Genomic DNA, 20,636 nt, shown 5'->3' with positions numbered 1-20,636 from the left:
TTTACGCCGTACGAGCTATCGCCTCATGAATCACCACAGGAGAGAACGATGAAATTTTCGACTACGCCAACCCTGGAAGGGCAGAGCATCACTGAATATTGCGGCGTTGTGACCGGCGAAGCGATTCTCGGTGCCAACATTTTCCGCGACTTCTTTGCCGGCATCCGCGATATCGTCGGCGGCCGCTCCGGTGCCTATGAGAAAGAGCTGCGTAAAGCGCGGCAGATCGCCTTCGAAGAGCTGGAAGAACAGGCAAAAGCGCTGGGCGCCAATGCGGTGGTTGGCATTGATATTGACTACGAAACCGTGGGCAAAGACAGCAGCATGCTGATGGTGAGCGTTACCGGTACTGCGGTGATCGTGCACTAATGCGCGCGGTGTTACTGCTGGCGATGGCGCTGCTGCTCAGCGCCTGCCAGTCGACGCTGGAAGCGCGCAACGGCTATTGGGTCGATAGCGCGCACCCGGCGCAGGGAGCCAGACCGCGCATCAAAGTGGTGGTAATCCACTACACGGCGGAGGACTTTCCCTCGTCGCTGGCGACCCTGACGGACCGCAACGTCAGCGCGCACTATCTGATTCCGCAGCAGCCGCCGCAGAAAAACGGCGCCGGGGTGATCTGGCAGCTGGTGCCTGAAAACCAGCTGGCGTGGCATGCCGGACCGAGCTTCTGGCGCGGTGCAACGCGCATTAATGACACCTCAATTGGCATCGAAATCGTCAATGACGGCTATCGCCGCACGCTGACCGGCCGGCAGTGGCAGCCGTTCACCGCCGCGCAAATCACGGCCCTGATCGCACTGGTGCGCGATATCAGCCAGCGTTACGGCATCAGTCCGGAAAATATTGTCGGGCACAGTGATATCGCGCCGCAGCGCAAGCAGGATCCCGGTCCGCTGTTTCCGTGGCAACAGCTGGCCCGGCAGGGGCTGGGAGCGTGGCCGGATGCCGCCACGGTGCAGCGCTATCTGGCTAACCAGCCGCCGGATGCCCCGGTCGAGGCTGCAACGCTACTGGCTGCGCTGCAGCGCTATGGTTATGACGTTGCCGCTGCGCAAACGCCGCAGATGCAGCGCAAACTGATTGCGGCGTTTCAGATGCATTTCCGCCCGCGTGATTACCGTGGCGAAGCCGATGCCGAGACGCTGGCCATCGCCCGTGCGCTGCTGGCGAAATACGGCGCGGCACCGTAGCCGCGCGTTGCGGCGTTACGGCTGCAGAAAGGCCTGCCAGCGCGCCACCAGCTGCTGTAATTGCTGGCGGCTGACATCCAGATGGGTGACGATGCGGGTCTGCGGACCTACGCTAAGCAGCACGTCGCCCGCCAGCATCCAGCGCTGTAGCGGTGCGACCTGCTCCGCCGGCACTTTCACGAACAGCATGTTAGTGTGCTGGCTCACCACTTCCACACCAATAGCGCTGAGCTGCGCACCGAGCCACGCGGCGTTGTCATGATCCTCCTGCAGACGCGCCACGTTGTGCTGCAGCGCGTAGAGACCGGCTGCCGCCAGAATGCCGGCCTGCCGCATGCCGCCGCCGGTCATTTTGCGCCAGCGCCGCGCCTGCTCGATATAAGCTTCATCACCACACAGCAGGGAGCCGACCGGCGTGCCCAGTCCTTTCGACAGGCAGATGGTCAGGCTATCGCAGTAGCGGGCGATATCGATCAGCTGCACGCCCTGCGCCACCACGGCATTAAAGATGCGCGCGCCGTCAATGTGCAGCGCCAGCTGGCGCTCGCGGGTAAACTGCCACGCCTGTTCAAGGTAGCTCAGCGGCAGCACTTTGCCGTGATGGGTATTTTCCAGGCTCAGCAGGCGGGTGCGGGCAAAATGCATGTCGTCCGGCTTAATGGCGGCCGCCACGTCGTGCAGCGGCAGCGTGCCGTCGGCAGCCGCGAGGATCGGCTGCGGCTGGATGCTGCCGAGCACCGCGGCACCGCCAGCCTCATATTTGTAGTTGTGCGCCTGCTGGCCGACGATGTACTCATCGCCGCGCTGGCAGTGGCACAGCAGTGCCACCAGATTGGCCTGGGTGCCGGTAGGGAAGAACAGCGCAGCCGCTTTATCGCTCAGGCGCGCCGCTTCAGCCTCCAGCGCATTGACGGTGGGATCATCGCGATAGACATCATCGCCGGTTTCGGCCGCCATCATCGCATCCAGCATCGCGGCACTCGGGCGGGTCACGGTATCACTGCGTAAATCGATCACGTTGTTCTCCTGACATAAAAAAGCGGGCTAAACGCCCGCATGATGATTAATCCGGCAAGTCTCTTCGTTTTACCGCAGCCAGTTGGTTTTCGCCAGCTCGACGATTTCATCACCGCGGCCATTCAGGATCGCGCGCAGCATGTACAGGCTGAAACCTTTAGCCTGCTCGGCTTTGATTTGCGGTGGCATCGACAGTTCTTCCTTGGCGGTGATCACGTCCACCAGCACCGGACCGTCGTGGGCGAACGCCTGTTGCAGCGCGCCATCCAGCTCCGAGGCTTTTTCCACGCGGATGCCTTTGATGCCGCAGGCGGTGGCGATGGCGGCGAAGTCCGGGTTCTCCAGATCGGTGCCGTCGGTGAGATAGCCGCCGGCTTTCATCTCCATCGCCACAAAGCCCAGCACGCTGTTATTGAAGATCACCAGCTTCACCGGCAGCTTAAGCTGCGCCAGCGAGATGAAATCGCCCATCAGCATGCTGAAGCCGCCATCGCCGCACAGCGCGACCACCTGACGCTGTTTATCGATGGCCTGTGCGCCCAGCGCCTGCGGCATGGCGTTGGCCATCGAACCGTGGTTAAACGAGCCGAGCAGACGGCGCTTGCCGTTCATTTTCAGATAGCGCGCCGCCCACACCGTTGGCGTGCCGACATCACAGGTAAAGATGGCATCATCGGCCGCGTAGTGGCTGATCTGCTGGGCCAGATACTGCGGGTGAATCGCCTGCTTATCGTTGGCGGTCGCCAGATCGTCCAGCCCTTTGCGCGCATCCGCGTAGTGCTCCAGTGCGCGATCGAGGTGATGACGGTCGCTGTGGCTGGTGAGCTGTGGCTGCAGCGCCTGTAGCGTGGCTTTGATGTCACCCACCAGCGCCATGTCGACGTGACTGTGCGCGCCGAGGCTGGCCGGATTGATATCAATCTGAATAATGCGCGCGTCCGCCGGGTAGAACGGGCGATAAGGGAACTGAGTGCCGAGCAGCACCAGCGTGTCGGCGTTCATCATGGCGTGATAGCCGGATGAGAAGCCGATCAGCCCGGTCATGCCGACATCATACGGGTTGTCGTACTCGAGGTGCTCTTTGCCGCGCATGGCGTGCACCACCGGTGCTTTCAGCGTTTCGGCCAGCTTTACTACTTCCGCATGGGCACCGGCGCAGCCGCTGCCGCACATCAGGGTGATATTTTTCGCTTCATTGAGCGTTTCTGCGAGGCGCGTCAGTTCACTGACCGACGGCACCACCTGCGGCAGCTGCGGCGGATACCATTCGCTGCGCGCGTTCTCCGGCGCCGCCTGCAGCGCCACGTCACCCGGCAGCACAATCACCGATACGCCGCGATTGAGGATGGCTTTACGCATCGCAATGCCGAGCACCTGCGGCAGCTGTTCCGGATTGGAGACCAGCTCGCAGTAATGGCTGCACTCGCGGAATAACTCATGCGGATGGGTTTCCTGAAAATAGCCGCTGCCGATTTCGCTGGAAGGAATGTGCGCGGCAATTGCCAGCACCGGAACATGGTTGCGATGGCAGTCAAACAGGCCGTTGATCAGATGCAGGTTGCCAGGGCCGCAGGAGCCGGCGCACACCGCCAGCTCACCGCTGATTTGTGCTTCCGCCCCGGCGGCAAAAGCGGCCACTTCTTCATGGCGCGTTGGCATCCATTCAATGGTGCCCATGCGGTTGAGGCTGTCGTTCAGTCCGTTGAGGGAGTCACCGGTTACGCCCCAAATGCGTTTTACGCCGGCGCTCTCCAGCGTTTTGGCCAGCAGGGCCGCCACAGTTTGCTTCATCGTTCGCTCCTTTCTGGTGTTGGCCATCCAGGCGGATGGCAAAAAACGTGTCAGAGAGAAAGCGTAGACGAAGCCGCAGCGCAGCGGGCGTGAAAAAATGCGCTGCGCGTCAGGCGGAAAACAGGGCGATGAGGATAGGTGCCAGCAGGTTCATGATAAAACCGTGCACGATGGCCGCAGGCACAATCTCCATTCCGCCGGCACGCTGCAGAATCGGCAGGGTAAAATCCATCGACGTGGCACCGCTCAGCCCGAGTGCCATACTGCGGTAGCGGTTGACCAGCACCGGAATCAGCAGCACCGCAGCCAGCTCGCGCAGCAGATCGTTAAAGAAGGCGGCGCTGCCGATCACCGGGCCGTACGCTTCGGTCATCAGAATGCCGGACAGTGAATACCAGCCGAAGCCGCTGGCCAGCGCCAGTCCGGTTGACAGCGAAACGCCGAGCAGCCACGCCGCCAGCACGCCGCCGCCCAGCGAGCCGCACAGGGATACCAGCGCTACCGTCATGCCGCGCCGGTTCAGAGTGATCTGGCGCAGCGTCATGCCGCTGCCGCGCAGCTGCACGCCCACCAGGAACAGCAGCACCACCAGCGCGATCTCGCTGAGGGTGGAGGCATGACGCAGCGGCGCCCATTGGGTTAATCCCAGCAGGAAACCGGCCAGCACCGCCACACACAGCTTGAGTGACTCCAGCACCATGTGCCAGCGCGACGGCAGATTCTGCTGGCGATGCTGCTGCCGCCACGGCCAGCGGCGATCCAGCAGCCACAGCGCCAGCAGCGAGCAGCTCAGGATGGCGCCCGCGGCAATCAGCGCGGTTTTAAACACGATCAGCAAATTGGTGCCGAGATTGTCGAGAAAGGCGAGGCTGGTACCCATAAAAAACAGAATGGCGTAAATCAGCAAACTCAGCAGGCGGTTAACGCGCTGCAACAGCGCAGGCTGATGCCACGGCAGCAAATAGCCCACCATCAGCGGCACCAGAATGATAAGCAGTCCGGTATACATGAAAAATGACGTCCTTTTTTGCGAGACGCCACGCTAATGGAAAACGCCTGAAGTGTAAACCTTTTCTCCCGCTGCCGACTTGACCAACGCAGCGCGGCGGACCATGCTCTGGCAAAGCACGGAGGGACTGCGCGATGATTCTGGAACATATCGATATACACGGCTTTCGCGGCATTAACCGGTTGTCGCTGCCGCTGACCGACACCAACCTGCTGATTGGGGAAAACGCGTGGGGTAAATCCAGTTTGCTGGATGCGCTAACGCTGCTGCTGGCACCGGCCGCTGAGCCCTATATGTTCACCGAACAGGACTTCCATTTTCCGCCCGGTGAGGTGGAAGCCCGGCGGCATAAGTTGCAGCTGGTGTTTCGCTTTCGCGCGCAGGGCGATGAGCATGAAGCGCTGTTTGCGCCGTTCTGGCAGCAGGATGATGCGGGGCGCTACCTGCGCTTCAGTACGCTGGCGACGCGCCAGGGCAGCGAAGTCAAAACCCGCTGGCGCTTTATTGATGCGCGTGGCGAGGTGCTGCCGCTGGCGGGTACCGACGCCGCGCTGGCGCAGTTGCGCGCGTACTATCCGGTGCTGCGCCTGCGTGATGCGCGCTTTGGCCGGCGGTCGCGCCATAACGACAACGACACCCAGCGGCGCGCTGATACGCTGAGCGCGCTGGCGCAGGAGATGCATAGCCTGACGCGCGATCTGGTGGCGCGGCCGCAAACCCTGAGCGACGAGCTGTTGCGCCAGGGATTGCATACCATGCAGCAGCTGATGGCGCACTATTTTCTGGTCCAGCAACCGGACACGGGCGCCGCGCGGGTTGCGCCGGAGCTGCGTGACGGCAGTCAGGGCTGGCGTTCGCTCGATCAGCTCAATCAGCTGATCGCCGGTACCGAATCGCGCAGTCGCCAGGTGATTCTGCTGCGCATGTTCTCGCTCCTGCTGCAGGCGCACGGCAACGATGCGCTGCCCGCAGGCGCGCGCCCCTTGCTGCTGGTGGAGGATCCGGAAACGCGGCTGCATCCCATCATGCTGTCGGTGGCGTGGAATCTGCTGGCGCTGATGCCGCTGCAAAAAATCGCCACCACGAACTCCGGTGAGCTGCTGTCACAGGTAGCGCTGGAGCAAATCTGCCGACTGGTGCGTGAACCCGATCGCGTGGCGGCGTGGCGTATCGGGCCGGAAGGATTAAGTGCCGAAGAGGCGCGCCGTATCGGCTTTCACATCCGCGTCAACCGTCCGTCGGCGCTGTTTGCCCGCTGCTGGTTGCTGGTTGAGGGTGAAACCGAAGTATGGATCATCAATGAGCTGGCGCGGCAGCGCGGCTACCATTTTGCCGCGGAAGGCGTGAAGGTGATTGAGTTTGCGCAGTCCGGGCTTAAGCCGCTGCTGAAATATGCGCGCCGCATGGGCATTGCCTGGCACGTGCTGACTGACGGCGACGAGGCCGGGAAAAAATATGCCGCCACTGCGCGCAGCCAGCTACAGCCGCATGAGCAGGAGAGCGACCATCTCACGCAGTTCCCGGCGCCCGACATCGAACACTTCCTTTATAAGCATGGCTTTAGTGATGTCTATCACCAGATGGCGCACCTGCCGTTAAACGTGCCAATGAACGCACGGCGTATTATTACCAAAGCCATTCATCACAGCTCGAAGCCGGAACTGGCGATTGCGGTGGCGATGGCAGCGGCCGAACGCGGGCCGCAGGCGATTCCGCCGTTGCTCGATCAGCTGTTTGGCCGCGTCATGTGGCTGGCGCGCGGTCGGGCAGAGTAAAACTGACGCGGGACGCCAAAGAAAAATGCCAGCGTCTGCGGCTGGCATTTTTTTTCGGGAGTGGTCAGAATGAGAGCAGACGCGCGCCCGTCAGGAGAGTGACGATGCTTCACAGGGCACAATCAGACTGGCATGGTTGCCTTTCGGCCCTTCATGGACATCGAACTGAACGTGCTGGCCCGCTTTCAGCGTTCTGTATCCCTCCATCTGAATCGTGGAGTAGTGTGCGAAGATATCGTCGCCGCCGCCAATCGGACAGATAAAGCCGAAGCCTTTGGCGTTGTTGAACCATTTAACAGTACCCGTCTCCATGCTTTTACTTCCCTCGCAAGACATTTTGATAAGTAGGTGAGGTCATTGAAGCTGTGAGTCGAGTTTGTTTAAAACTCAATCAGCTTGTGTAAGTAGAATGTAGAGAAACGGACCTTATCGTCAAGCAAACGGCCCTGGCGCACGGGGAGAAATTCATCAAAATTTGAGGCAGTTAACGCTATTGCAAATTTTGTGATACAGGTCGCGCATGCGCTTTCAGGACCGATTTTTGCCACAGGAAAAGCGGCTTGACAGGCGTGTTAAACTTGAGGTGAGAGCACAGAAATGTGCGCTACCGTAACGCAGAATTTCAACGGAACATTATGGCAAACACAAACGACTGGCTTAACTTTGAACATCTGGCCGAAGACAAAGTACGCGAAGGGTTAAAGCCGCCTTCAATGTATAAAGTCATTCTGAATAATGACGATTATACACCTATGGAATTTGTTATTGACGTTCTGCAAAAGTTCTTTTCTTATGATGTTGAACGTGCAACGCAACTGATGCTGAAAGTTCACTACCATGGAAAGGCAATCTGTGGTGTATTCACTGCAGAAGTGGCGGAGACCAAAGTCGCCCAGGTGAACAATTATGCGCGGGAAAATCAACATCCGTTGCTGTGTACGCTGGAAAAAGCCTGAAGCTGTCTCCATATAGGATTCAGTCCGTCAGAGCGATAATTGGGGGAGGTGCCAAATGCTCAATCAAGAACTGGAACTCAGTTTAAACATGGCTTTCGCCAGAGCGCGCGAGCACCGTCACGAGTTTATGACCGTCGAACATCTGTTGCTGGCGCTGCTCAGCAACCCGTCGGCCAGAGAGGCACTGGAAGCCTGTACGGTGGATATTGCGGCTCTGCGTCAGGAACTCGAAGCCTTCATCGAACAAACCACGCCGGTGCTGCCTGCCAGCGAAGAGGAGCGCGACACTCAGCCGACGCTCAGCTTCCAGCGTGTGCTGCAGCGTGCGGTCTTCCATGTCCAGTCATCCGGTCGCAGTGAAGTTTCCGGTGCGAACGTGCTGGTCGCCATTTTCAGCGAGCAGGAGTCGCAAGCGGCTTACCTGCTGCGCAAACACGAAGTGAGCCGCCTTGATGTGGTGAACTTCATCTCCCATGGTACGCGTAAAGACGAACCGGGCCAGCCGCAAAACAGCGCGGAAAATCCGGTTAACGAAGAGCAAGCAGGCGGGGAGGAACGTATGGAAAACTTCACCACCAATCTTAATCAGCTTGCTCGCGTCGGCGGAATTGACCCGCTGATCGGCCGCGATAAAGAGCTGGAACGGGCCATTCAGGTGCTGTGCCGTCGTCGCAAGAATAACCCGCTGCTGGTGGGCGAATCGGGCGTCGGTAAAACTGCGATTGCGGAAGGGCTCGCCTGGCGCATTGTGCAGGGCGACGTGCCGGAAGTGATGAAAGAGTGCACCATCTACTCGCTGGATATTGGTTCGCTGCTGGCCGGTACCAAATACCGCGGTGATTTTGAAAAACGTTTTAAAGCGCTGCTGAAACAGCTGGAACAGGATAACAACAGCATTCTGTTCATCGACGAGATCCACACCATTATCGGTGCCGGTGCGGCATCGGGCGGCCAGGTGGATGCGGCGAATCTGATCAAGCCGCTGCTTTCCAGCGGTAAAATCCGCGTGATGGGTTCCACGACCTATCAGGAGTTCAGCAATATCTTTGAGAAGGATCGTGCGCTGGCGCGCCGTTTCCAGAAAATTGATATTACTGAGCCATCGGTTGAAGAGACGGTACAAATTCTTAACGGGCTGAAGCCGAAGTACGAAGCGCATCACGATGTGCGCTACACCGCCAAAGCGGTACGTGCGGCGGTTGAGCTGGCGGTGAAGTACATCAATGATCGTCATCTGCCGGACAAGGCGATTGACGTGATCGATGAAGCCGGCGCGCGTGCGCGTCTGGTGCCGGTCAGCAAGCGCAAGAAAACCGTCAACGTGTCGGACATCGAATCCGTGGTGGCGCGCATCGCGCGTATTCCGGAGCAGAGCGTTTCGGCCACCGATCGCGATACGCTGAAAAATCTCGGTGACCGTCTGAAAATGCTGGTGTTTGGTCAGGACAACGCGATTGAAGCGCTGACTGAAGCCATCAAGATGAGCCGCGCGGGTCTGGGGCAGGAGCGTAAGCCAGTCGGGTCGTTCCTGTTTGCGGGTCCGACCGGGGTCGGTAAAACCGAGGTCACCGTGCAGCTGGCGAAGGCGCTGGGCATTGAACTGCTGCGCTTAGATATGTCCGAGTATATGGAGCGTCACACCGTCAGTCGTTTGATTGGTGCGCCTCCGGGCTACGTCGGCTTTGATCAGGGCGGTCTGCTGACCGATGCCGTCATCAAGCATCCGCACGCGGTGGTGCTGCTGGATGAGATCGAGAAAGCCCATCCGGATGTCTTCAACCTGCTGCTGCAGGTGATGGATAACGGAATGCTGACCGATAACAACGGTCGCAAAGCGGACTTCCGCAACGTGGTGCTGGTGATGACCACCAACGCCGGGGTGCGCGAGACCGAGCGTAAATCCATCGGCCTGATTCAGCAGGACAACAGCACCGACGCGATGGAAGAGATCAAAAAGATCTTTACGCCGGAGTTCCGTAACCGTCTCGACAACATTATCTGGTTCCGTCACCTCGACACTCAGGTGATCCATCAGGTGGTGGATAAATTTATTGTTGAGCTGCAGGCACAGCTGGATGCGAAAGGTGTGTCGCTGGAAGTCAGCGATGATGCGCGCGACTGGCTGGCCGAAAAAGGTTACGACAAAGCGATGGGCGCGCGTCCGATGGCGCGTACCGTGCAGGAAAACCTGAAGAAACCGCTGGCTAACGAGCTGCTGTTTGGCTCGCTGGTGGATGGCGGATCGGTGTCGGTTGGACTGGATAAAGAGAAAAACCAGCTCACCTACCACTTCATGAGTGCGGAAAAACGTAAAACCGAGGGCACCGTGCATTAAGCGGGTGCGCAGATAAGAAAAAGGCCGGATTAAAATCCGGCCTTTTTTTTCGCGCTTAGTTTACATCAGCAAACGCGAGGCGAGTGCAACAACTTAGCGACTACGGAAGACAATGCGGCCTTTGCTCAGGTCGTACGGGGTCAACTCGACAGTCACTTTGTCGCCCGTCAGGATGCGGATGTAGTTTTTACGCATTTTACCGGAGATATGAGCGGTAACCACGTGCCCGTTTTCAAGCTCTACGCGGAACATGGTGTTAGGTAACGTATCCAGTACGGTACCTTGCATTTCAATATTGTCTTCTTTGGCCATCGAATCCTCTGGGTGAACTACCAAACTGTTGAACCGGCAAGATAATGCCGAATTCCATGATTTATGTAAAGAAACGTTGGCTGTTTTTGCCAACGCTTCGCCGTGCGTCGCGCCGCTGCGCGTGCATTACGGATAAATTCGGGTGTTTTTGACGTCTGCGGGGGATTAGCGGGCTAAGAATCTGCAGCAATCGGCATCGGGTGCGCAACTGAAACAGCTTCGGGAACAGGGTGAGATTCCCAGCCTGGCAATTCCGGCTCGCCACAGCGAAGCGCGGACGACATACCAAACTCGCTTATTGTATCACTTTTGTCGGGAATTGTGTGCAAAACATCTGCGGGGTCGGTCAAAAAAGGGTTTGTGTTTGCCAGCAGCCGGCCTGCACCGGTTGCCACGCCAGCGTTTGCACGTATTGCAGATAATCGACGCGCGGAATTTCAACTGCGCCCAGCGAGGCGGTATGCGGATTCAGCACCTGACAATCGATCAGCCGTCCCTGATGGGCAATAAAGTGCTGTGAGAAAACCCATAGCGCGGTTTTAGAGGCATTTTCCGCCCGGCTGAACATCGACTCGCCGCAAAAAATCTGTCCGAGCGCCAGGCCATACATGCCGCCAACCAGGCGTTGATCCTGCCAGACTTCGATTGAGTGCGCATGGCCCAGCTCATACAGGCGCAGCCAGGCGCGTTTCACTTCAAAGGTGATCCAGGTGCCTTCCTGACGCCCGCTGGCACAACCTTCCACCACCTGAGCAAAGGCGTGATTCATGGTGACGCGATAGGGCGAACGGCGATGGAAGCGCGCCATGCTGCGGCTGAGATGAAACGACTCCGGCAGCAGGACCGCACGTGGATCTGGCGACCACCATAAAATCGGATCGCCGGGCGAAAACCACGGAAAAATCCCGCGCTGATAGGCATTCATCAGGCGGGCAGGGGAGAGATCGCCGCCCATGGCCAGCAGGCCGTTTGGCTCTCGCAGCGCCATCTCCGGCGGCGGGAAATTGAGCGAATCCCGGGAAAGTTGTACCAGTCTCATGGCGTCAGTCACCCTCAGGCTAAACGCATAGACTATAGCGCAAAGCGCTGCTGGAAACGCCAGTAGCGTCCCGCTTTTGAGATTAATTCGTCATGGCTGCCGGATTCGATAATCTGGCCACCGTCAAGCACACAGATGCGATCCATTTTTTCCAGTCCGCTCAGGCGATGCGTCACCATGATCAGCGTTTTTCCCTGGCTAACCTGCTGTAGCAACGTGAGAATCTGCTGCTCGGTCGCGGCATCCAGACCTTCGGTCGGCTCATCCAGCAGCCACAGATCGCCATCGTGCAGCAGCGCACGGGCGATCGCCAGCCGGCGCAGTTCACCGCCGGACAGCGGTCGGCCACCTTCACCCATCCACGCATTCAGTCCTTCGCTGTGCTGCGTCAGATGCGCCAGCCCAACCCGCTGTAATACGTCAATCAGCTGTGCATCGCTGGCCTGTGGTGCTGCCAGCAGCAGGTTAGCGCGCAGCGTCTGGCTGAACAGATGGACGCGCTGCGTGACAACGCTGATACGCTGACGCAGGCTGGCTTCGTCCCACGCCGCCAGATCAATCCCGTTCAGGCGAATCGTGCCGCGCTGCGCTTCCCAGCCGCGCGTGATCAGCGCCAGCAGGCTGGATTTCCCGCAGCCGGTCGGGCCCAGCAGCGCCAGATGTTCACCGGCTGCTAACGTCAGGGAGAAGTTGTGCAGCACCGCTTCTGGCCGCTGCGGATAGCTGAAATCGATCTGTTCCAGCATCAGGCTGAGGCCGCGCTGCGTCGCAACCGGTTGTGTCGGGAAGTGAATGGCTGGCGGTTGATCGATGATCTCCTGCACGCGCTGCGCCGCGTGCGTCACCTGGGCCAGTGGCAGAAATGCGCCGGCCACCGGTGCCAGCGCTTCGAACGCGGCCAGCGCACAAAACACAAACAGGGCAATCAGTGCACCCGGTGTGCTATTGGTGCCGACGCCGCTGGCGGCCAGCCACAGCAGCAGCGTAACGGTACTGCCGGCGATCAACGTAAGCAGGCTCTGCGCCAGCGCCTGCAGCCGGTGCTGCTGCTGCTGCGCCTGTTGCCACGCACGTTCTTCCTGATCCAGCCGCTGTCGCCACAGCGCCGCCGCGCCGTAAATCTGCAGCTCGGCCAGTCCGCTGAGCCAGTGCGTCAGTTGCAGGCGCCAGCGAGCCTGGTAACGGGCAATCTGCGCGCCTGTGCGCGCGCCGAGCCGCCAGAATAGCGGCGGCATCAGCAGCAGCGTCAGCAACATGATCGCCCCGAGCAGCAGCGCCAGTCGCATATCGAGTAGCGCCAGGCCACAGGTCACCACCACAATCACCACCGCCGCACCCAGCAGCGGAGAAATAACACGTAAATAGAGATGGTCGAGGGTATCGACATCGCTGACAAAGCGGTTCAGCAGTTCACCGTTGCGAAAGCGCGCCAGCTGCGCCGGTGCCAGCGCCATCAGCCGGCTAAAGGTAAAGACGCGCAGATGTTGCAGCACGCGGAAAGTGGCGTCGTGGCTCACCAGCCGTTCAAAATAGCGCGCGGCGGTGCGGGTGATTGCCGCGCCACGCACACCAGCTGCGGGCAGCATGTAATTGAAGCTGTACAGGCCGGCGACGCCAGCCAGCGAAGAGGCAGCAAGAAACCAGCCGGACAGCGTCAGCAAGCCGATGCTGGCGAGCAGCGTGACAATCGCCAGCACCACGCCAAGACCTAAACGCCACGGATGGCGGCGATAAAGGCGCAGGAAAGGCAGTAACGTGCGCATCAGGCAATCTCCTTCTGACGATGCTGCGCCAGCTCGCGCAGCGGGCCGGCTTCAGCGATCAGCTGTTGCCAGTGGCCCTGCTGCACCAGTTGTCCGGCCTGCATCACCCACACCTCATCCCACTGGTCGAGGGCGTGCAGCTGATGGGTAATCATTAACGTAGTTTGCTGCTGTGCGGCCTGCTGTAGCGCGCCCATCACGTGCTGCTCACTCTGGCTGTCGAGCCCGGATCCCGGTTCGTCCAGCAGCAGCAGGCGGGCCGGTTTCAGCAGCGCCCGCGCGACGGCGATGCGCTGTGCCTGCCCAACGGACAGGCCGATGCCGCCATCGCCAACTGGCGTATCCAGCCCTTGTGGCAGACGCGACAAAAATTCACTGACGCCAGCACGCTGCAGCACGGCGGTCAGCGTGGCCTCGTCCACCGGCGTGTCAGTAAGCTGGAGATTGTCACGCAGCGTCGCCGCCGGCAGCTGCGGATTTTGTCCTACCCAGGCCAGCTGCTGCTGCCAGCTGCTGCGGCTGATGTCGCGCAGTTCCTGGCCGTTAATGCACAGTGAACCCTGATAGGGCAGAAAACCGAGCAGGACATTCATCAGCGCACTTTTTCCGGCCCCGCTTTGTCCGACCAGCGCCACGCGCTGACCGGGAGTAAGGCTGAAATTCAGCGGTTGTGACAGCGCTTCGCCGGTGGCGGTCATGATCACCAGATCCTCTGCCCGAAGAGAAAGTGGCGCGTCCGCATCCAGCGTTTGTGTGGCCGCCTGCGGCGCGCGCTCGGGCGTTTCGCGCAGGAAGGTATCCAGCGCGTCTGCGCCGCCCACCGCCTGCGCTTTGGCATGGTAAAAGGTGCCAAGATCGCGCAGCGGCTGGAAAAATTCGGGGGCAAGGATCAGCGCGAGGAAACCGGCGAACAGCGTCACGCCGCTGCCGTAGTGGCCAAAATTGAGTTCACCCAGGTACGAGAAGCCGAAATAGACCGCGACCACGGCAATCGCCAGCGAGGCGAAAAACTCCAGCACCGCAGAGGAGAGAAAGGCGAGGCGCAGCACTTCCATGGTGCGCTGACGAAAATCCTGCGTAGTGGCGGCAATCGCCTGCTGCTCAGCGTCCGCGCGGTGAAACAGGCGCAGCGTTTCGCGTCCGCGCAGCCGGTCATAGAAATCGCCGCTCAGACGCGCCAGCGCAAGAAAATTACGCCGATTGGCATCGGCCGCACCCATGCCGACCAGCGCCATAAACAGCGGAATCAGCGGTGCGGTCGCCAGCAGAATCAGTCCGGCGGCCCAGTTAATCGGGAAAATGGCGATCAGGATGGCGCAGGGCACAAACACCGCCAGCGACATCTGCGGCAGATAGCGCGCGTAATACTCCTGCATCTCTTCAATCTGTTCCAGCAGCAGCGTTGCCCAGCTCCCGGCCGGTTTGCCCTGAATCCAGGCCGGACCGAGCGCGTTCAGCCGGTCCAGCACCTGTTGCCGCAGTGCACGGCGAATCGCCACGCCGGCCCTGAAGCCGGCCATCTCACGACCATAGTGCAGCGCGGCGCGCAGTGCGAAGCACAGCAGTAGTAACAGGAAATCACTCACCAGTTCAGCGCGGGGTTGCTGTTCCACCAGCAGTTTTTGCAGCAGGGAAGCCAGTAGCCAGGCCTGGGCGATGAGAATTAACGCCGCAGCAAAACCTGCCAGCGAAGCCAGTCGCAGGCTGTGTGCGCCATGATGACGTTGCTGGCGTAACCAGCGCAGCAGTTCGTGTTGCCGTGATTTGTTCATGCGAAGCCGTTTGATCACCGTGACGAGAGGCAAAATCCGACGCTAAATGCCGGACAGACGGGTGGCAGAACTGTAGCACGCAGGCGATAAAAAAGGCGACCAAAAGTGGCCGCCTCAGTGCAATTATGATCAGATAATTAACAACTTACTTATCGTTTTTAACCAGACCATCCAGATAACGTTCCGCATCCAGCGCGGCCATACAGCCGGTACCGGCAGAGGTAATGGCCTGACGATAGATGTGGTCCATCACGTCACCGGCAGCGAACACGCCCGGCACGCTGGTCTGCGTGGCGTTGCCCTGCAGGCCGGACTGCACTTTGATATAGCCGTTTTCCAGATCCAACTGGCCATCGAAAATCGCCGTGTTCGGACTATGACCGATGGCGACAAACAGGCCCGCCACTTCCAGCGAGACCGGGGCTTCACCTTTGGTTGACGAGAGTTTCAACCCGGTGACGCCCATCTGATCGCCTACCACCTCATCCAGCGCGCGGTCAGTGTGCAGCACGATGTTGCCGTTACGCACTTTCTCCATCAGGCGGTCAATCAGGATTTTCTCAGCGCGAAAGCTGTCACGACGGTGAATCAGGTGCACTTCGGAAGCGATGTTCGCCAGATAGAGCGCCTCTTCAACGGCCGTGTTACCGCCGCCGATAACCGCGACTTTTTGGTTGCGATAGAAGAAACCATCACAGGTGGCGCAGGCCGAAACCCCTTTGCCTTTGAATGCCTCTTCTGACGGCAGGCCAAGGTAGCGCGCTGAAGCACCGGTCGCGATGATCAGCGCATCCGCCGTGTATTCGCCGCTGTCGCCGGTCAGGCGGAACGGACGGTTCTGTAAATCAACCGTGTGAATATGGTCAAAGATGATTTCGGTGTTGAACTTCTCAGCATGCTCCTGCATGCGTTCCATCAGCGCAGGGCCGGTCAGATCGTGCGGGTCGCCCGGCCAGTTTTCGACTTCAGTCGTGGTGGTGAGCTGGCCGCCTTTTTCCAGTCCGGTAATCAAAACCGGGTTCAGGTTAGCGCGGGCGGCATAAACCGCTGCGGTGTAACCGGCAGGGCCGGAGCCCAGAATGAGCAGCTTACTGTGTTTGGCCGTACTCATGCGTTCCTCAGTGTGTGTCTGACAACATAGTTTTCGATTGTAGGGAAATTACTGTCGCAAAAAAAGGTTTCAGCAATTTTGTTAACAATCACTGCAAGCGGCGTAGACGATGAATGGCAATTCTGCACGCGCGCTGCGCCAAAAGGGGGCATTGCTCGGCAATTTGTGGTGCAGCTGTATAAAAATTCTCATTTAAAAACAGCAACCCAGTATGCTGTCTGGCATCTTGTACTGAATTTGGATGTTTTACTTTGACAATCGCCTGCGCTTTTGCGAAAACATTGTCAGAAGCAGAGAAAATTTAGCGGTTCGAAACAGAATTTCAGCTCTGTTTTGCGCAATTTCGCCAAATAAACTCAGCCTGACATTGGTAATGACGCATGATGTGGACAGACAGCATGCGTCATACGGATGGTCGCGTTACTGCACAGGCTTAAAGACTTCACTTCAGTAAGGCCCTGAACATTGAACGTTTTCAGGGTTTGGCAGGTAAAGGGAAGGAATTAAGAGAGACAATAATAATGGTAGACAACAAGAAACGCCCCGGAAAAGATCTGGATCGGATCGACAGAAATATTCTGAATGAACTGCAGAAAGACGGTCGTATTTCCAACGTTGAGCTTTCAAAACGTGTCGGCCTCTCGCCAACACCTTGTCTTGAACGCGTACGTCGCCTGGAACGTCAGGGTTTCATTCTGGGCTACACCGCGCAGCTGAACCCGCACTATCTCGATGCTTCACTGCTGGTATTCGTTGAGATTACTCTGAATCGCGGCGCACCGGATGTGTTTGAACAATTTAACGCTGCCGTACAAAAACTTGAGGAAACTCAAGAATGTCACCTCGTTTCCGGTGACTTTGACTACCTGTTGAAAACCCGCGTGCCGGATATGTCCGCCTACCGTAAACTGCTGGGTGAGACCTTGCTGCGCCTGCCGGGCGTCAACGACACCCGTACCTACGTGGTGATGGAAGAGGTCAAACAGAGCAATCGTCTGGTGATTAAGACCCGGTAACGCAGGGCAGGTGCAAAGCTTGCAGGATTTCGGTACACTCCTGTGAATTCATACAGGACCAGCGTCAGGCAAGCCTGGCGCTGTTGCCTTCTTAATTTACAGGCACCTGGAGAGTTCTCTTGAGCCAGGAATATACAGAAGATAAAGACGTTTCATTACAACCACTGAGCAGCGGACGTCGGCTGCTGGAAGCGTTGCTCATCCTGGTGGCCTTGTTTGCCATCTATCTGATGGTGTCGCTGGTTAGCTTTAATCCCTCCGATCCCAGCTGGTCACAAACCGCCTGGCACGAGCCGATCCACAATCTGGGCGGCAGCGTGGGCGCATGGCTGGCCGATACCCTGCTGTTTATTTTTGGTGTGATGGCCTACGCCATTCCGCCAGTAATTATTGGTCTGTGCTGGATCACCTTCCGTCAGCGCGATCGCCAGGATTACATCGACTATTTTGCGGTGGGCCTGCGGCTGATTGGCGTGCTGGCGCTGGTGGTGACTACCTGCGGACTGGCTGCGCTGAACGTGGACGATATCTGGTATTTTGCCTCCGGCGGCGTAATTGGCAGCCTGGTGAGCAATGCGATGGCGCCGTGGTTCAGCGGTGCCGGTGGCACGCTGACGCTGCTGTGCGTCTGGGCGGCGGGTATCACGCTTTATACCGGCTGGTCCTGGCTGGCGATTGCCGAGAAGATCGGCAGCGTGGTGATGGGCGTGCTGACCTTTGCCAGCAACCGCTCGCGCCATGATGAACCCTGGCAGGAAGAAGACGACTACGACGAGGCGCACCCCGACGACGCGGTTCCGCCACTGCGCGCTGCGCCGGCTCAGGACGACGAAGATGACGTACTGCTGGCTAAGCCCCGACAGGTAGCGGAACCTGTGGCTGAAGTCGCCAGCGACGATCCCCTGCTGGCGAAAGCCAGTGCGGCTACCGCGGCTACGCTGGCCGCCACCAGCGACGCCGCACGTCAGGTGCCGTCCGTCGCGGCACCTGAGCCCTCCGCACCGGCGGTAAACGTAGCTCCACAACCTGCGCCGTCACAGCTGGCTGCAGCTGCGCCGGCATCGGCATCCGTTGCCAGTGCGCCTGCGACGCCAGCTATTTCGCCAGCAGAGTCCGCGCCAGCGGCTCCTCCGTTATATCGCTTCGAAGTGCCTGCGTCACCGGCCGCCGACGCCTTCTCGCTCGCTGAAGAAGACGATGGCCCGCGCATGGGTAACTGGCAGAGTGCCGATCAGGCCGCCACACCGCTGAATACGGCAGCCGCTGCCGCACTCGGTTCAGCGACGGCCGCCGCTGCTGCCCGCTCTGCGGCTTACACGCCAGCCTTTGATGTGGTGCCGGAGCGCGATTACAACCCGCAGGTGAAACAGGGCATCGGCCCGGAACTGCCGCGTCCTAACAAGGTTAAGCTGCCAACCCGGCGTGAGCTGGCCTCATACGGTATCAAACTGCCATCGCAACGCATGGCAGAAGAGAAGGCACGTGAAGAGGCCGACCAGCAGCAGCCGGAAATCAGCGCCAGCTGGCAAGTGCCCCAGCCGCACGATGATGATAATGCTGCGCTGCAGGAAGCCCAGCTGCGCGCAGCGTTCCATTCGCAGCAGCAACAGCGGTACGGTGACAGCTGGCAGCAGCCGGCAGAGGAAGAAGATGAAGAGGCGCTGCAGCAGGCCCAGCTGGCGCAGCAGTTTGCTCAGCAGCAGCAACAGCGTTACAGCCAGCCTGAGCAGGAGAGCGCGCCGGTATTTAATCTGGATACCTCAGCCGCGTTTGATTTCTCTCCGATGAAAGATCTGGTTGATGACACGCCGAGCGAACCGTTGTTTACCATTGCCGCCACGCCAGAGCCGGACGCCCCGGCCCAGTGGCAGCAGCCAGCGGCACCTGAGTCGGCGGTACCCGCATCGCTGAGCGAGGAAACCAGCCCGTGGTCAACGCCAGACGACGAGGTTTACGCCGCGCCGGCTGAAACGCCGAAGCCTGTCGCCCCTGCGCAGGACAGTCTGTTCCACCCCTTCCTGGTACGTCACGAACAGCCACTGGAGAAACCTTCCACGCCGCTGCCGACGCTGGATCTGCTGACGTCGCCGCCAGCGGAAGAGGAGCCGGTGGATATGTTCGCACTGGAACAGACCGCGCGTCTGGTTGAAGCGCGTCTGGCGGATTACCGCGTGAAAGCCGAAGTGGTGGGCATCTCTCCAGGGCCGGTAATCACCCGCTTTGAACTGGATCTGGCACCGGGTGTCAAGGCCGCACGTATTTCTAACCTGTCGCGTGACCTGGCACGTTCGCTCTCTGCCGTTGCGGTGCGTGTGGTTGAGGTGATTCCGGGCAAGCCTTATGTCGGCCTTGAACTCCCCAATAAACATCGTCAGACCGTCTATCTGCGTGAGGTGCTGGACTGCGATAAGTTCCGCGACAACCCTTCGCCACTATCGGTGGTGCTGGGTAAAGATATCTCTGGTCAGCCCGTGGTGGCCGATCTGGCGAAGATGCCTCACCTGCTGGTGGCCGGTACCACCGGTTCCGGTAAGTCGGTTGGCGTCAACACCATGATCATCAGCATGCTGTATAAAGCCACGCCGGAAGAAGTGCGCTTTATCATGATCGACCCGAAAATGCTCGAGCTGTCAGTGTATGAGGGCATTCCCCATCTGCTGACGGAAGTGGTCACCGACATGAAAGACGCGGCCAACGCGCTGCGCTGGAGTGTGGTCGAAATGGAGCGCCGCTATAAGCTGATGTCTGCGCTGGGCGTACGTAATCTGGCCGGCTATAACGAGAAGATCGAGCAGGCGGCCGCAATGGGCCGGCCAATTCCGGACCCGTTCTGGAAACCGGGCGACAGCATGGACACCACGCCGCCGGTGCTGGAAAAACTGCCGTACATTGTGGTGCTGGTTGATGAGTTCGCTGACCTGATGATGGCGGTGGGCAAGAAGGTCGAAGAGCTGATCGCGCGCCTGGCACAGAAAGCCCGTGCGGCAGGTATTCACCTGGTGCTGGCTACCCAGCGTCCGTCGGTGGATGTGATTACTGGCCTGATTAAGGCCAACATTCCGACGCGCATCGCCTTTACTGTGTCCAGTAAAATTGACTCGCGTACCATTCTCGATCAGGGCGGTGCAGAATCCCTGCTGGGTATGGGTGACATGCTCTATATGCCACCTAACTCCTCCATGCCGGTACGTGTTCACGGCGCCTTTGTGCGAGACCAGGAAGTGCATGCGGTCGTGCAGGACTGGAAAGCGCGTGGGCGACCGCAGTACATCGACAGCATTACCGCCGGTGAAGAGAGTGAAAGCGGTGGTGGCGGCCTGGACGGCGATGAAGAGCTGGATCCGCTGTTTGACCAGGCGGTGGCGTTTGTGGTGGAGAAACGCCGCGCGTCGATCTCCGGCGTGCAGCGCCAGTTCCGTATCGGCTACAACCGCGCGGCGCGGATTATCGAACAGATGGAGGCGCAGGGCATTGTTTCGGAGCCGGGCCACAACGGTAACCGTGAAGTGCTGTCACCGCCACCTCACGAAATGTAAGACTTTTCTCC

General features: G+C 59.3%; 16 protein-coding genes. 7 read left to right on the top strand and 9 right to left on the bottom strand.

What is annotated here, in order from left to right; all coding sequences use genetic code 11:
- Positions 1–48 precede the first annotated feature (48 nt).
- Together K7H94_RS12200 and K7H94_RS12195 are read left to right on the top strand one after the other, a co-directional pair.
- The gene (locus K7H94_RS12200) at positions 49–369 is read left to right on the top strand and encodes a heavy metal-binding domain-containing protein (RefSeq protein WP_222951115.1); all 321 of its coding nucleotides are present in this window, start codon (positions 49–51) and stop codon (positions 367–369) included.
- The gene (locus K7H94_RS12195; protein WP_125308436.1) at positions 369–1,193 is read left to right on the top strand and encodes an N-acetylmuramoyl-L-alanine amidase; all 825 of its coding nucleotides are present in this window, start codon (positions 369–371) and stop codon (positions 1,191–1,193) included. The genes K7H94_RS12200 and K7H94_RS12195 overlap by 1 nt, the downstream gene beginning before the upstream one ends.
- A 15-nt stretch (positions 1,194–1,208) precedes the next feature.
- Here K7H94_RS12195 and ltaE read toward each other — a convergent pair whose 3' ends face one another.
- The 3 genes from ltaE to K7H94_RS12180 form a co-directional block, all read right to left on the bottom strand.
- Positions 1,209–2,210: a low-specificity L-threonine aldolase gene (ltaE, locus tag K7H94_RS12190; RefSeq protein WP_222951114.1), complete on the bottom strand. Its 1,002-nt coding sequence runs from the start codon at positions 2,208–2,210 to the stop codon at positions 1,209–1,211.
- Positions 2,211–2,279: 69 nt separating this feature from the next.
- A complete protein-coding gene (poxB, locus tag K7H94_RS12185; protein ID WP_222951113.1) occupies positions 2,280–4,001 on the bottom strand; it encodes a ubiquinone-dependent pyruvate dehydrogenase in 1,722 nt (573 codons plus the stop codon).
- 109 nt (positions 4,002–4,110) lie between these two features.
- Positions 4,111–5,010 carry a LysO family transporter gene (locus tag K7H94_RS12180; protein WP_021508365.1) on the bottom strand — a complete coding sequence of 300 codons (900 nt, stop codon included), beginning with the start codon at positions 5,008–5,010 and terminating at the stop codon, positions 4,111–4,113.
- A gap of 134 nt (positions 5,011–5,144) precedes the next feature.
- On the opposite strand from K7H94_RS12180, the gene K7H94_RS12175 reads away from it, so the two are divergent.
- Complete coding sequence (locus K7H94_RS12175; protein ID WP_211726446.1) at positions 5,145–6,785, top strand: ATP-dependent nuclease; 1,641 nt, start codon at positions 5,145–5,147, stop codon at positions 6,783–6,785.
- Positions 6,786–6,875: 90 nt separating this feature from the next.
- Here K7H94_RS12175 and cspD read toward each other — a convergent pair whose 3' ends face one another.
- The gene (gene cspD, locus K7H94_RS12170; protein WP_058757774.1) at positions 6,876–7,097 is read right to left on the bottom strand and encodes a cold shock-like protein CspD; all 222 of its coding nucleotides are present in this window, start codon (positions 7,095–7,097) and stop codon (positions 6,876–6,878) included.
- Positions 7,098–7,420: 323 nt separating this feature from the next.
- On the opposite strand from cspD, the gene clpS reads away from it, so the two are divergent.
- A complete protein-coding gene (gene clpS / locus K7H94_RS12165) occupies positions 7,421–7,741 on the top strand; it encodes an ATP-dependent Clp protease adapter ClpS (protein ID WP_021508363.1) in 321 nt (106 codons plus the stop codon).
- Between the two features lie 55 nt (positions 7,742–7,796).
- The gene (clpA, locus tag K7H94_RS12160; RefSeq protein WP_222951112.1) at positions 7,797–10,076 is read left to right on the top strand and encodes an ATP-dependent Clp protease ATP-binding subunit ClpA; all 2,280 of its coding nucleotides are present in this window, start codon (positions 7,797–7,799) and stop codon (positions 10,074–10,076) included.
- 93 nt (positions 10,077–10,169) lie between these two features.
- Here clpA and infA read toward each other — a convergent pair whose 3' ends face one another.
- The 5 genes from infA to trxB form a co-directional block, all read right to left on the bottom strand.
- On the bottom strand, positions 10,170–10,388 hold the full coding sequence (infA, locus tag K7H94_RS12155) for a translation initiation factor IF-1 (RefSeq protein WP_002211347.1): 219 nt from the start codon (positions 10,386–10,388) through the stop codon (positions 10,170–10,172).
- A gap of 346 nt (positions 10,389–10,734) precedes the next feature.
- Positions 10,735–11,427, bottom strand: a complete 693-nt coding sequence (gene aat / locus K7H94_RS12150) for a leucyl/phenylalanyl-tRNA--protein transferase (protein WP_031279861.1) — start codon at positions 11,425–11,427, stop codon at positions 10,735–10,737.
- Between the two features lie 32 nt (positions 11,428–11,459).
- Positions 11,460–13,190, bottom strand: coding sequence for a heme ABC transporter ATP-binding protein/permease CydC (gene cydC / locus K7H94_RS12145; RefSeq protein WP_222951111.1), 1,731 nt, complete (start codon positions 13,188–13,190; stop codon positions 11,460–11,462).
- Entirely contained in the window at positions 13,190–14,962 is a 1,773-nt protein-coding gene (gene cydD / locus K7H94_RS12140; RefSeq protein ID WP_222951110.1) for a heme ABC transporter permease/ATP-binding protein CydD, read from the bottom strand. The genes cydC and cydD overlap by 1 nt, the downstream gene beginning before the upstream one ends.
- Positions 14,963–15,107: 145 nt before the next feature.
- Complete coding sequence (gene trxB, locus K7H94_RS12135) at positions 15,108–16,073, bottom strand: thioredoxin-disulfide reductase (RefSeq protein ID WP_021508358.1); 966 nt, start codon at positions 16,071–16,073, stop codon at positions 15,108–15,110.
- 521 nt (positions 16,074–16,594) lie between these two features.
- Between trxB and lrp the strand changes: the two genes are divergently transcribed.
- Both lrp and K7H94_RS12125 read left to right on the top strand, forming a co-directional pair.
- Entirely contained in the window at positions 16,595–17,089 is a 495-nt protein-coding gene (lrp, locus tag K7H94_RS12130; protein WP_006118610.1) for a leucine-responsive transcriptional regulator Lrp, read from the top strand.
- A gap of 119 nt (positions 17,090–17,208) precedes the next feature.
- The gene (locus K7H94_RS12125) at positions 17,209–20,625 is read left to right on the top strand and encodes a DNA translocase FtsK 4TM domain-containing protein (RefSeq protein ID WP_222951109.1); all 3,417 of its coding nucleotides are present in this window, start codon (positions 17,209–17,211) and stop codon (positions 20,623–20,625) included.
- Positions 20,626–20,636 lie beyond the last annotated feature (11 nt).

Origin of the sequence: Pantoea dispersa, assembly GCF_019890955.1 — a bacterium.
Lineage (GTDB): Bacteria > Pseudomonadota > Gammaproteobacteria > Enterobacterales > Enterobacteriaceae > Pantoea > Pantoea dispersa.
This window is presented reverse-complemented; position numbering and strand designations above follow the sequence as displayed.

Excerpts from the sequence above, each read along its gene's own strand:
- K7H94_RS12195 (WP_125308436.1), top strand. The coding sequence starts at position 369 with ATGCGCGCGGTGTTACTGCTGGCGATGGCGCTGCTGCTCAGCGCCTGC.
- cydC (WP_222951111.1), bottom strand. The coding sequence starts at position 13,190 with ATGCGCACGTTACTGCCTTTCCTGCGCCTTTATCGCCGCCATCCGTGG.
- cydD (WP_222951110.1), bottom strand. The coding sequence starts at position 14,962 with ATGAACAAATCACGGCAACACGAACTGCTGCGCTGGTTACGCCAGCAA.
- poxB (WP_222951113.1), bottom strand. The coding sequence starts at position 4,001 with ATGAAGCAAACTGTGGCGGCCCTGCTGGCCAAAACGCTGGAGAGCGCC.
- lrp (WP_006118610.1), top strand. The coding sequence starts at position 16,595 with ATGGTAGACAACAAGAAACGCCCCGGAAAAGATCTGGATCGGATCGAC.
- aat (WP_031279861.1), bottom strand. The coding sequence starts at position 11,427 with ATGAGACTGGTACAACTTTCCCGGGATTCGCTCAATTTCCCGCCGCCG.
- clpA (WP_222951112.1), top strand. The coding sequence starts at position 7,797 with ATGCTCAATCAAGAACTGGAACTCAGTTTAAACATGGCTTTCGCCAGA.
- cspD (WP_058757774.1), bottom strand. The coding sequence starts at position 7,097 with ATGGAGACGGGTACTGTTAAATGGTTCAACAACGCCAAAGGCTTCGGC.
- K7H94_RS12175 (WP_211726446.1), top strand. The coding sequence starts at position 5,145 with ATGATTCTGGAACATATCGATATACACGGCTTTCGCGGCATTAACCGG.
- trxB (WP_021508358.1), bottom strand. The coding sequence starts at position 16,073 with ATGAGTACGGCCAAACACAGTAAGCTGCTCATTCTGGGCTCCGGCCCT.
- clpS (WP_021508363.1), top strand. The coding sequence starts at position 7,421 with ATGGCAAACACAAACGACTGGCTTAACTTTGAACATCTGGCCGAAGAC.
- K7H94_RS12180 (WP_021508365.1), bottom strand. The coding sequence starts at position 5,010 with ATGTATACCGGACTGCTTATCATTCTGGTGCCGCTGATGGTGGGCTAT.
- K7H94_RS12200 (WP_222951115.1), top strand. The coding sequence starts at position 49 with ATGAAATTTTCGACTACGCCAACCCTGGAAGGGCAGAGCATCACTGAA.
- infA (WP_002211347.1), bottom strand. The coding sequence starts at position 10,388 with ATGGCCAAAGAAGACAATATTGAAATGCAAGGTACCGTACTGGATACG.